Annotated in this window: 11 protein-coding genes; all 11 read right to left on the reverse strand. The window is 38.4% G+C overall.

Annotation, left to right across the window (positions count from 1 at the left end; all coding sequences use genetic code 11):
• Positions 1–3: 3 nt before the first annotated feature.
• From A5888_RS09475 to A5888_RS09525, 11 genes are read right to left on the reverse strand one after another with little or no spacing between them, the layout of a single operon-like run.
• Complete coding sequence (locus A5888_RS09475) at positions 4–3,531, reverse strand: phage tail protein (protein WP_086349940.1); 3,528 nt, start codon at positions 3,529–3,531, stop codon at positions 4–6.
• A gap of 13 nt (positions 3,532–3,544) precedes the next feature.
• Complete coding sequence (locus tag A5888_RS09480; RefSeq protein ID WP_339102046.1) at positions 3,545–4,390, reverse strand: phage tail domain-containing protein; 846 nt, start codon at positions 4,388–4,390, stop codon at positions 3,545–3,547.
• A 12-nt stretch (positions 4,391–4,402) separates the two neighbouring features.
• On the reverse strand, positions 4,403–8,335 hold the full coding sequence (locus A5888_RS09485) for a tape measure protein (protein ID WP_086349939.1): 3,933 nt from the start codon (positions 8,333–8,335) through the stop codon (positions 4,403–4,405).
• Between the two features lie 3 nt (positions 8,336–8,338).
• The gene (locus A5888_RS09490; RefSeq protein ID WP_086349938.1) at positions 8,339–8,605 is read right to left on the reverse strand and encodes a hypothetical protein; all 267 of its coding nucleotides are present in this window, start codon (positions 8,603–8,605) and stop codon (positions 8,339–8,341) included.
• A gap of 41 nt (positions 8,606–8,646) precedes the next feature.
• Entirely contained in the window at positions 8,647–9,117 is a 471-nt protein-coding gene (locus A5888_RS09495; RefSeq protein WP_086349937.1) for a tail assembly chaperone, read from the reverse strand.
• A gap of 39 nt (positions 9,118–9,156) precedes the next feature.
• Positions 9,157–10,638 (reverse strand): hypothetical protein, encoded by a 1,482-nt coding sequence (locus tag A5888_RS09500; protein ID WP_086349936.1) that lies wholly within the window; start codon positions 10,636–10,638, stop codon positions 9,157–9,159.
• Entirely contained in the window at positions 10,601–11,191 is a 591-nt protein-coding gene (locus A5888_RS09505; RefSeq protein ID WP_086349935.1) for a phage major tail protein, TP901-1 family, read from the reverse strand. The genes A5888_RS09500 and A5888_RS09505 overlap by 38 nt, the downstream gene beginning before the upstream one ends.
• A gap of 11 nt (positions 11,192–11,202) precedes the next feature.
• Positions 11,203–11,562: a hypothetical protein gene (locus tag A5888_RS09510; protein ID WP_086349934.1), complete on the reverse strand. Its 360-nt coding sequence runs from the start codon at positions 11,560–11,562 to the stop codon at positions 11,203–11,205.
• Positions 11,563–11,572: 10 nt separating this feature from the next.
• Complete coding sequence (locus A5888_RS09515) at positions 11,573–11,917, reverse strand: HK97-gp10 family putative phage morphogenesis protein (protein ID WP_086349933.1); 345 nt, start codon at positions 11,915–11,917, stop codon at positions 11,573–11,575.
• Positions 11,914–12,195 carry a hypothetical protein gene (locus A5888_RS09520; RefSeq protein WP_086349932.1) on the reverse strand — a complete coding sequence of 94 codons (282 nt, stop codon included), beginning with the start codon at positions 12,193–12,195 and terminating at the stop codon, positions 11,914–11,916. The genes A5888_RS09515 and A5888_RS09520 overlap by 4 nt, the downstream gene beginning before the upstream one ends.
• Positions 12,192–12,545 (reverse strand): phage head-tail connector protein, encoded by a 354-nt coding sequence (locus tag A5888_RS09525; RefSeq protein ID WP_086349931.1) that lies wholly within the window; start codon positions 12,543–12,545, stop codon positions 12,192–12,194. The genes A5888_RS09520 and A5888_RS09525 overlap by 4 nt, the downstream gene beginning before the upstream one ends.
• Position 12,546: the final 1 nt, after the last annotated feature.

Consider the following 12,546-nt stretch of genomic DNA (forward strand, 5'->3'; position numbering starts at 1 on the left):
CTCCTATAATTGAACGACTTCAAGACGATCATTTTCATATCCCTTACGTTTTGCTTTGATTTCCCATGCAAAAGAAACGACTGGTTTATTCGACTTCACAATAAAGAAATCTTTTTCTCTATCTTCTACCCAAACTATGCCACCATCAGAATACGAAGATAAAAAAACATGGTATTCAATATCTGTATTTACTACTTTGCCAAACAGGTTCTCTATACTGATTTTCACTATATTCTCTTCTGTTGTGGCGGTCCCGATATCGCCTAAGTAGCTCTCTGCTGTTTCATACGCTGGTGTTGCAATCCAGTGGTTGGGTTCAATTTCATGAATGGCGTTTTTGGTTCCTGTTACTGAGAAATTACCTCTTGCAGTAATAGTTCCGTTTAACGTATACAAGGTTATTGCTGATCCCATTACAGTCGCTGCGCTACTTGTATATCCCAATTGCAATGATTGTCCACTTGCACTGCTGACAACAGTAGCCCCCTCTGCAGATACTGTCATTCCCCCAGCAAATGTTGATGTTGTGCCTCCTCCAACTGCAGTTTGCTTGTAACTACCAACTCGCACACCGTTATTTCCTATAATTTCAGGCATCTGCCCTCCTGTTGGATAATAACCGAACATCCCAAAACCTAATTTCAACTTAGGATCAGTTTTAGAAATGAAGGATGTTGTAGGTTCACCATCATAAATAATCAAGCCGTATTCGCCGAAAAGTGTTGAGAAATTGGAACCTTTATAAAACATTAGATTATTATTCAAATCGATGTTTATTTTACCGGTTGAGTTCTGAATGATTCCTTTACGAAAAAGAACTTCACCAGTAATTAGATTCATTGATAGATTAGGACCAGTTAAAGTTCCTGTCGTAATATTGCTAGCATTCAAATTAATGACGTTCACATTAGAAGCATCCAATGTCCCTGTAGTCATTTTGTTAGCTGAGACACTTCCTATTTTTGCATCAGTTATTGTAGCATTAGCAATCATCGCAGTCTTTATTACACTGTTTTCGATGTATGTCTGTCCTGTAATTTGGATTTTATTACCTGCAATTAGAATAGATTCATTTGAAACATTTATCTGGTTAACTACATCATTCTTTGAAACTCTTAAATTTATTTGATCCGATAGTTGGGTAATTTGGCTTTTCTCGGCTTTGTTTTCGACGGTCAATTGAATACTATTTATTGTTTGTTCAATGGTTGAAATCTGTGTTACTGTTGCGCTGTCTTCAGCGGCAGCAGTCCAATCAGAAACTGCTACACTGCCTTTGATTAAAGAAACCTCTCTATAATGATGAACAGCAGAAGTATTAGTATTTCCGTTGTATGGAAGCACTCTAAGATAGCCTGATTCTGCTACAGTAAAAGTATGTGACAATCTTTTCCAGACATTTACCTCTGTTGCTTTAAAGTATGACTTTGTATACAAATGTACATTCTGTAACGCATTAGCACTTGAATTCGCCGTATCTTTTTCTGGAAAAATTCTTACTCCAAACAGTACAGCATTCCTTGCTGCATCCCACATGTTTGTTTTCACATCAAATGCAAGTGTGTATATGTCTCCTTTTTCAACATAGATAGGCTCACTACGCATCTGTGACGTTCCTGCTGTAGTAGCCCCACAGTACAATAGTGAACTTGATGCTTTATCCTCTTCCGGTGATTTAACATATCTGCCACTAGCAAACCCAAGCCAACCCCCGTCTCCTAGATTCCATGTTGAGTTGAATAGAAGATTCCTGTTGCTTACATTTTTTATGTCAGACTCCACCTGACTAACTGAACTAACTAAACCAGCGGCAGTCTGTTGTAAACTTGAAATTTGAGTGGTATGACCATCGGTTTTTGTGGTTAATGCAGTAATCTGACCGGATTGAAGAGTTAAGCTTGATTCTGTTTTAGACACTCTATCTTTTAATGTATCAACGTCAGTCTTGTTCGCTTTGAGTGATATCGCTGTTGTATTGGCAGTAATTGCTGTCCCCTGCGATGTTACAGTACCTTTCAAAGCGTTATAGTCTGTCTGAGATACTTTTGCTGATAGTTCCCCATCAATTCGCTTAACTTCTGTGGAAAGCTCCGTCTTCACACCTGTGATTTCTGATAAAGCAGATGCAGCGTCTGCCTTTGCTTTCAAGGCTTCACTCGCAGCGTTTGAAGCATCGGTTTTAGCTTGTTGGGCAAGCTCTTTGCTATTATCAGCCTCAGCTATCGCATCATTGGCTTTCTCGGTAGCCAGTTGAGCTTCTTCCGCAGCTTCATTAGCAAGTTTTTTTGCCTGATCAGTTGCTTCTTTGAGTTCTTTGTTCTCTTTCGTATCAACAACAGGAACCCATTCTGCTCCATTCCATGTCTTCATTACAGTTTCTTCTCCAACTGTTTGAAACCACACGTCACCAACCCTACTTGTCTTTGGTTCATCCGGCCCATAAAATATTGTATTTTTCCCATTTGCAGACACTGCCGCCGTGTTTGCTGTGTCTTTTGCATCTTTTGCAATCTGTAATGACTCAGCAATATCCTTTTTTATAGAGGACTCAGAGGCGTCTATGCGGTCGATTACTCCAATAGAATTACAGGTTACTCTATGTGATATCAAATTCTCATCTATATCGTATTCACTAGAAAACGAAACAATCCGGATTTTCTTCTCAAATTCCAAATCCTTATTAATTGCCATGATGTAATCACCCTCTTGAGGTTGTTCGTACTCATAACCAGCAAGAGTCAGGTCCTCCATATCCAATTGAACAGAAATGGAATAAGAATTTTCTACATCTTCAGTAATTCTACTTAATAAATTTGCAGAAACAGTATATCGCTCGTCAATAACTGGATCGCCCTCTAATGTTCCATAGACAGCTACAAGTGGGCTAGCGTATTGTACCGTTAGCCGGCCTTTACTATGATCCTCTTCATCATAATAGGCTCCATATCCCTTTTTATAGGTGATAAAGTCACCAATGTTTTTTTCTAACTTCAAATCTTGGAGGTTAAAGCCTTTTTTTACGATTGTTGATAAATCAGTCCCGACCTTGTCTAGTATCCGTACAACTTTACCGGATACACTAAACTCGACCCCCGTACTGTTGACGATATCATTAAAAAGAGTGAGTCGATTTTTTAAACCGAAACTTTCCTTTTCAAAAGCAGAAACAAAAGTTTCTAATCTATACAAATACCCCGAATCCTTGAAAATAAATTCAAGATAAGTCAGCATTGTATGAGAACCATTCAACTCTTCATGAACAACACTTTTTGAAAAGTCATAAAAAAACTCATGTACTGCATCGAATTCTATTTCCAGTGCATTTCCTAAATCAATCGGTAAAGCATAGGTTATATAGTAAAACTCATTATTGAACTTAAGCTTCCATCCTCGATCAATTCCTGTTACTTCAGAATTGTCAGAAGGATAAATTGTACCGCTCAATGACTTTTCTCCATTAACTGCTTTAGTTTCTTTTACTTTAGCAAGTGCAGAGACTATATTCCCTTTTTCGTTAATAAAATTAAGCATCAGTCTCTCCTCCCTACTTGTAGAATTCTGTGAAGTTGATCAATTGAACAGTGCCTATAAAAGTAGTAGAAAAAGCATTTCGATTTTCTTCTGAAGGTAGAAGTTCAAAATGCTCATAGTTAGTATGATTATTGACGTTCACACCATTTAAAGTATTTTCCACACCTTTCAATAGAAGAATGTCTCCTTCTTTTATTTTTGCACTCGCAGTATACAGAAATGTTCGATCACCAATCTTTACAGTAAAAGATCCTGTTTGTTCTTGATTCGAAGTTAATTTTAAATACCATGGGTACTCCAACTGACTGCACATAGCGGAACCTTTGTACTCAATAAAATTCTTAGTGATTACCTTATCGACTGGCACTGTTTGTCCAAAGGGCATTTCTGCTGTAGTAAATGACACGTTAAAATTGAAAAGTAGCCCTGCTGTACTTTTACCCAGAAATGAATAGTTGATAGACCCATTTATAGTTACTTTATACCTATATTTATACGGTATATGAGGAATATCAAATAAATCAAAATCAGACAGTTTTTCTCCTGGCCGTTCAAACTCATAAAGAAAGTTTTCCTCTGGATACATCTTCGTTATATAGAACGGCTCTACATCCGAAAGTAGCGCATTGATTACATCTTTTGTTTCTTCGAAATGGTAATTTGATTGGGTAAGCAATCTACCAGAAACCTTGATTGTTTTTTCAGTAAATCTAGCTCCCGCGTAAACACTGCCGTTTCGTCCTGTTACAGTTCTTTTGTTTAATTCAATCGTTGGTGATGTGTCTTGAAAATCAAGTACAAGCAATCCTAAAGAGGAAAGCTTCGTACTTGATTCTCCTTTTTCAATTAATACATCCACTTTGCTTTCCTCCTATGGATTCAGAAACTCATTTTTCAATTTTTTTCTAGCATCCTTTTGCTTGACGATCGTGTAAATCTTATCTCCTATCAACTCGTTGTGCACTTCGATTTTCGACTCACTTAATTCAACATTTTTAACATCATCATCTATTGAATCTAATAATGAAGTTTTCACATAGGAATTAAGATTAGTATCAGCTGTCATTTTTGCATTTGCCTCATAGTCTTGCTCTTTGATGGCATTCGCTAAAGTTTGAGCTTGATTAATTACTGCTTTCTGCTGTGACGCCAGACCGTCTACAAAACCCTCCCCCGTATAAGAACCAATGGCCCTTGTTACTCTCGAAGGTGAGTGAATATCTAAAGCGGCTCGCATAGTATTAGCTACGTTTTGAGCGATAGCATTTGCAGTAGAATAAATTGCACCGGCGGAAGCTGCTAACCCGTTTGCAAGTCCGTACCCAGCGTTTGCCCCGATTGCATTCAACTGAGAGCTCAACTGTCCAAATATACTTCCAATAGTCGAAACACTACTTTGAGAAATGCCGATAGTTTGATTAAACCCACTTTGAAAAGAACTACTAACATTACTCATACCAGTGCTGGCTGACTGCGCCATCTTTCCAGTAGTATTACTTGTATCGTTAGCAAGTGTGGTTAAACTAGCATTTGAGTTCGTAGTAATGTTTGTCATAGCTGTGTCTACGCCAGTGCTCAACAGTTCGAAGTTTTCCACTCCTGATGTAGCTGCCGTGCTACTGGCTTGCGTGATGTCACTTGAAAGATTTTCAATCTCAGAAGCACCTTGTGAACCAGTAGTTTGTAGTGCAGATAGCGTATTAGCTTTCAAGCTTTCGAAATCCATCGATCCAAGTTGGCTTGCTGAGTTTGTCGCGCTCGTTACACCATTTTGAAGATCAAGAGCATATCCTTGGCTCAGATTAGCCATGTTCGACATTGCTCCATTTACATTCGTGGACATATTAGTCGAGGCCGTTGAGGCAGATGCGCTCATTGTTCCAAAACTAGAAGAAGTGCTTGCTACTAATTCATCTGTTTTCGTTTGCATCCGGTTTGCGGCTTCTTCATAGCTGGATGCCGTTTGATTACCTGCTTCAGTTGACTTTCCAGATATCCAATCCCACACAGATGCAAATCCGCTCTTAATTCCATCCCAAGCGCCTTGAAGGACATTCGGAATAGCCTCAAGAATACCACTCGCTAAAGATTTAATAATCTCCCAACCAGCAGCTAATATTTCGGGTAACATTTGAACAATTGATGTTACTAGCATAATCATGATTTGAAACCCTGCACTGATTAATTGAGGTAAATTCTCCACAATCCCTTGGATTAACGCCTGGATGATTTGTACAGTTGCTTCTAAAATCATAGGAAGGTTCTGTACAATGAATTCACACAAGCTTGTGACAATTTGAATCGCGCCATCTAAAAGCATAGGGATGTTAGACATCAAGCCCTGAATAATCATTAGAATGGCTTCAAGTGCCACTGGTAATAGTTGTGGCAATAACTGAGTAATTCCATTGATTAGACTCATTAAAATCTGAATACCAGTTTCGATGATTTGAGGCAAATTACCAATAACATTAGTTACAAATGTATCTAGAATTTGCTGTACTGAAGTTACGATCTGAGGAATATTATCAATTATCCCATTTACTAGGTTAAGTAATAATTCCATCCCAATCATAACCAATTGAGGTAAAGCAGATACTAATGAATTGACTAATGTGGCAATAACTAATAGTGCTGATTGAATCAACGAAGGTAAGTTTGAGCCAACTCCTTGAACGAGCGAAGCAATAATATTTACCCCACCTTGTACGATTGTTGGCAGATTCGCTGCAATCGCAGTTGCAATTGAACTTATCAACTGTGTACCCGAAGCAATCAATTCTGGAAGTTTGCTGACAATTCCTTGAACAAGAGTAGAAACGATTTTCGGCCCTTCTGTTGTCACTGTAGTTAACAGCTGATTGATTTGTTCACCAAACTGTTGATTGATGAGCCCAAGACCCGCTATCACTAAACCAAGAATTGCTGCTGGTCCTATAGCCGCCAAAGCGACTTGTACAATTGTTCCCATTGCGGTAGTCATATTACCCAGTGCCGACATTCCAACGCCAGATGCAGCAGCTAATCCTGTCCCGATTTTAGGAAAAAGACCGATCAATCCGGTTACTTTTGCACCTACACCAGCAGCAATAGGACCCAGCCCGCCAAATATACCAAGAAATGTAGCAAAACCTCCTGTAACAGCTGTTATTGCACCCAAGATAGCCGGCATTTTCATCAAACCTAGAATAATGGTTAATTTAGGAATAACATCCTCAACAGCTTTCTTGATCGCACCGATTGATCCTGCTGTCAGTTCAGCCCCTGTTGCTAAATGATCAAGAACATTATTAATTATTGAGAAAGTATCTTTTACACTCTTACCAATATCATCAAAATTAAGTTCTTTTCGAAAACCCTCAGACATTTTTGCAATTAAATTCATGATATTCGGAATTACTGTAGCAACTTCGCCATATAAAAAATTTACAGCATCTTTTGCTTTATCTATTGTTTCAACAATTGTAGGCATCTTATTGGCTTTTGCTGCTTCATCTATTGCACCAATAATGTTTGCTGTACCTTTGACGAATGCTGAACCTAGATTTTTCCATGAAGTCCTAATTCCAGCCGAATTAATCCGAGCCATTTCAGCAAATCCACCAACGCCATCATTCAGCTCAATTAATTTATCTTGGAATTGGCTAAATGTAATATGACCTTCCTGTAAAGCAGAATAGAAATCCCTCTGAGCGGATTCACCAGTATAACCAAACGCTTCAGCAGTTTTCTGCAAAGCAAGCGGCATTGTCTCTTGTAGAGTTTTCCAAGATTGCATATCTACCTTACCTGTTGAAAGCATTTGAACATATTGTTCTAAACCTCGACTTGCGTCTTCTGTACTTGATCCAGATGCTAGAAACGCATTGTTTAATGCTAACGCCGCATCTGTCGATTTATCAAGGTTTTTAGTAATTGCCGTCATCCGCTGAACATTCTTCGTTACATCATCTAATCGTGTTGGTAATCCATCGATGCCGTCTTTCAGCTTGTTTGTGGAAGCTGCTACTTGTTCTGTACTAAATCCGAGTTGCTCCATCATACGAGGAAAATTATTCAATGTATCATATCTGGAAATCGCGCCATCTAATGAGCTTGTGACCATATTGATTGCTTTGCTAGCAACCGCCATTAATCCCATTGCTGATACGATACTCATGACACCAGACTGTAATTTTGATGTACCTTGCGTAGCTGAAGAAAACTTTTGACTAATACTGTTCAGCGCATTAGTAGCTTTATTCCCCATAGAACTAAAAGAATTTCCTAGGCCATTTAATATAGCCTTACTGACATTCCCAGATACTTTAGAAATATTGTTAAATGCTTTTGTGATTCCAGACACTGTTGTTGTAGCTGCATTGGTCACTGCTGAAAATGCTGTTCTGATTGGTGCTGGGATTCTTGCTGCTACACTTTGCATCACTCCTGAGATTCTTTGAAAAGAACTCGTTACTCCTGAAACTGCACTAGTCGCCATACTTCCTACACGTGAAAAAGCCGACTGAAACGGTTCGGGAATTCGTTGACCGATGCCTGCAATTACACGTTGAATCATTCCGCCAGCTCTAGTGAATGGCGCAGTCATTGACTCAGGCAGTAAACTTAGAATACTTGGAATTGAAGAACGCAACTCGCTCATAATACTATTTACTCGCGAAGTCATTCCTTGCGTTCTATCTGTCGCGATCTGCTGCACTCTAGTCATAGCAGCTTGTGTCTCACTCACTACATCCGCCATAGCTCTCGTGTATGCTGACATGTCAGCACCGATTACAGCATTAATTGCTCCTGATAAGCTCATGCCTTACCTCCTTTTCTTGAAATACTCTAATGATTCTCGAATCCGATCAACTCGTTCTCGATCATAGGCCTTCTCCTTAATGTTTCGAAATGCCTTTTTGATTCTATTTTCTTCCTTGTCTTTCTTAAAAACTTTAGAAACTTTTGGCTTTTTAGCATTCATGACATACCTAAGATTAAATGCCAGTTCTACTAATTTTTCTCGATCATCAACTGATTTAAGCGATAAGCCTTCCAAAATTGCTTCGAGTTCCCACAAATAACAGTTCATAATCTTATCAATATCAGTTAAACCATATCGTGTACAGTCTACTATGAGAGCTCTTTCTTCATTTTCTCGATCAGTTCCTTGACTGCTTCTGCTTGAGTCTTGCTCTCTGCGTCTTCTTTCTTGCTCAAGACTTCGGCCGCTTTTTCCATTTGTTCGATGTACTTCAATATTTTTTTCTTGAAAAAACCGGACACAAGCATCTCCTGCTTCATTTCTTCAAAAAGCATGTCATATCCTGCAGCCTCGTCACCAACACCATGCTCATCAGAATAATTCTCGATAGCCTCGAAGATATCATTCTCTGAGTATTTGTCTTTTGCTGCCAGTTTGATAATATCAATAACTGCTTCATCATCTTGCTCTAGCATTTTACTGAAAAGGATCCCTGCACCATTATTCATAGAATTGCCTTTTTCATCTTTCGTACCCAGTTTTTTGTTGGCTCTAAAAAATAGAGAATAATTAAACTTTATTTCTAGTGGTTTGCTTTTAATATTGATTGAAAATGTCATTCTGTTTTCCTCCTAAAAAATAAAGAAGACTAGCAGCTGCTAATCTTCTTCTACTAGTATTGTTATTTTTGCACTTATATAATCAATTGATAAGTTACTCGGAATCGTTTCATTAGATCCATTTGTTCTAACATTTAATATTACATAGCCATTATCCAATAGATATGTTTTAATATCTATTTCCCTACTAACAGTATTTATTACATCACTAGTATGAGCGTAACCACCTTGCCAAGCCTTTGAATCCCACCACGCTAAAATGTACCTTACACCGGCAGCTCCTGAGCCAAAACCACTTGAGGAAACTTCTAATTTCTTTGCTTGTTCTCTCAAAACGATTGTTTTTTCAGATAACGTTGTTGCCCCACGATCAATAAAATAGTTACGATCATATCTATCTATAGACTCAACAATATTAAGAAATGCAACTGCCTGCGTTGTTCTGCTAGCTGTAGTTGTTTGTAAATTTTCTGTTATGCCGTCAAGTTTATAAATAGAATTGTATCCACTTTGAGTAAATTCATCTGATTCTATATCAGGTGGAGGTACCCATGACGAAACGATCCAACTTGCTTTATTTGGATTTTCTTCTACACTTCCAACTATCTTGTCTTTAAAATCGGCCGTGATCGTCACTTCTTTATACGTGATCTCTTTTGTCGTGAACGTTACTTCGTCACTCTCTCCGATTTTGTTCACAACTTTTACAGTATACTCTGTGTTGCTATCCAATCCAGTAAACATGTAGCCAGAAGAAACATTTTCTATTTTTTCATAAACGTTTAGTTCTAACTCAAATTTTACATAATCAACGTTTAAAGCGCTCGGCGTTGTACTGTCTGCCGCTGGAGCGTATGCTAAAATACTGAAAATTCCATCTGCGTCTATTCTTGCGACAAAGGCAGCGTTCGTGTAACTTCTCTTAACTTCTGCTACTGCTTGTGAATTAGTTATCTGTGAAGCTGTTGTATTTTCCCAGACATTCGTTAGCGTGTACAATACTGCTGTTGTTAGCTTGTTCTCTGCAGCTCCTGAGCCAAAACCGTTCAGACTGTACTTAGCAGACATGACCTCATTTTTCACAATAGCTACTTTCTCAGCAACAGTTGTTGCACCTTCATCAGAAAAATAGTTGCTGTCGTAGCGTTCAATCATTTCTATGACATTGAAATAGTGAACAAACTGCAGTTGATTGTCAGCTATAGAGTTTGTTAAAGAACATATCTTTCCGTCTCCAAGTTCCTTTATACCATCATATCTTGTCTGAATAAATTCATACAAACTTGGAGAATCTGGAAGAAGTAAATTTTTAGATCCTATCATTTTTACAATATGCGGATTCTCCACAACACTTCCAGCAACCTTGTCTTTAAAGTCTGTTGCAAGCTTGACTTTTCTCTTTACTATTACATCCCCTTTGCTACCTGACCATTTCAGAATAGCGCTGTTTTTAGTAATATCTGAAACGGTCAAGTCTTGGGGTTTAACTGGGTGTAGATGGTTCAGTTTGAATACTGTCATAGTCCCCTGTTGTTTCACCAGGCCGTTGGTAATCATACATGTTCGAAATCATATCAATGTCTTCGTCAGACAGAGGAAATGTACCTTCTCTGAGAGTCCCAACAATGTTGAGTGTGTAGCTGGCTTCTACAAAATCATCACCATCACTAAGCTCTAGTTCATCGACAAGCCCATAACCAAACTCTGCTGGATATGCCTTATGATCCCCTTCAACTTCCGCTTGACTTTCATCCACCTCAACGCGCCAAACCTTAACAGATTTTCCTTCTGTTTTAGATTTTTTGATAATATCAATCGATTCATCGCCAGGTACAAAATATTGTGTTAAATCAATATTTTGTTCATCTGTGGATTTCTGAATGATTCTTCCCATCTTTGTTTGTTCGTCAATTACATCGCCACCATATGTTGTTGTCCCCTCTGTTTGAAACGCAGGTAAAACAGCTGGGCTATTGATTGGTGCATCTACTGATTGCAAAAAATACCAAACTCTTTTGGCATTTAATGGTTTTCCGGTAGGTTTTGTAATCCCGTTATTAATTACATCTGCCATGTTTTTTCCTCCTAAATTACATAATTTTTTAATTGAATAACTATGTGATAGACTTCTCTTCCAATCGAGTCATCTATCAATATTTCGCTGGTTACGGATTGCGGACGACCTAGGCAGGCCTTTACCTTGTAAAGCAAATCCTCTATACCTGTTCGGCCAGTCATCGGATGATAAACATCTATCTGAACATCTGTTAGTACAACAGCAGCACCGATTTTTGCGCTTTGACTATCATCATCACTATGACCACCAATAACGATAAAAGGCTCTGGATACGATTCGTCCGGCAATTTATATAGAATTGGAATCTCTAATTTTTTAAGCCCTGTTTCTAAGCTCTTTAAATATTCCGTCATTGGAGAATATTTCATATGATGTCTATCACCCTTTCACAATTTTATTCAAGTTTTCGTACAAGCGAGGCCTTTCTTCATCTACGGCGGGACGTAAAAAAGGTTGAGCAACCATTTTTCGAGTTCCTTTTTCGAGATAAATTGAGTAGTGAGTCGGCGAAAGTATTTCTGCTTTGTACTTTTTGATTTTTCTGACTTGTATTCGTTGCTTTGTTGTTCCTGTGTCAACGGCTACTCGTAGTTTAGCGCCTCTTTCAATCCTAAAAGCCCCGCGCATTACTTCGGCATCCACTTCTGCTTGCACTTGCTTACTTTTAAACCGAACTTTTCTGATAAATTTATCAATACCAATCCAGCGAACCGATACACTCAATTGACAATCACCACCGTAGAATTACGATGGTATTTTCTAGCAACAATTGAACGCTCTATTCCTTGATACTTTATCTTTGAAAAGTCCTCATATTTTCCTTGAATGTGCAGTTTAAAAGCTGATTGCTTGAATGAACCGAAAAATCCTATTTGTTCATTTTGAGTCAAGGTCCCTTGATAACAGCAAACCTTTTCTTCGACTCCACCGACCACATCCTCGCCAAGATACCCGTCTTTTTTCTTGTCACGTATAAGATAGCAACGTTCGTTATAATTCATTCCAAAAACCTCGCTGTCCCTTTTCCTGCTACTTTTTTAGGTTTCGTATATTGGTCCAACAGGTCTTCATATTCGCTCAAATATGACGCTTCCCAAGAAATAGAACGCCCTTCTTCACTATCAGAAGAGGCGCCCTCACTGTTTATCTTATTAAATCGTTTTATTGACACATCTCTGTGAACAAATTTCAGTTCTTCTGGTATATCTTTCACGGGTTCCGTTTCATTGAGTTTGGCAAACATGTTGATAACAGCGATGATCCGATCATTGCTATCCTCAACTATGAGTTGCAGTAATTTATCTTGTATTTCGTCAGTAATACCTAGGAATAGTTTTACTTGTTCAATCATA

It is taken from the genome of Enterococcus sp. 9E7_DIV0242, from assembly GCF_002140975.2.
Lineage (GTDB): Bacteria > Bacillota > Bacilli > Lactobacillales > Enterococcaceae > Enterococcus_L > Enterococcus_L clewellii.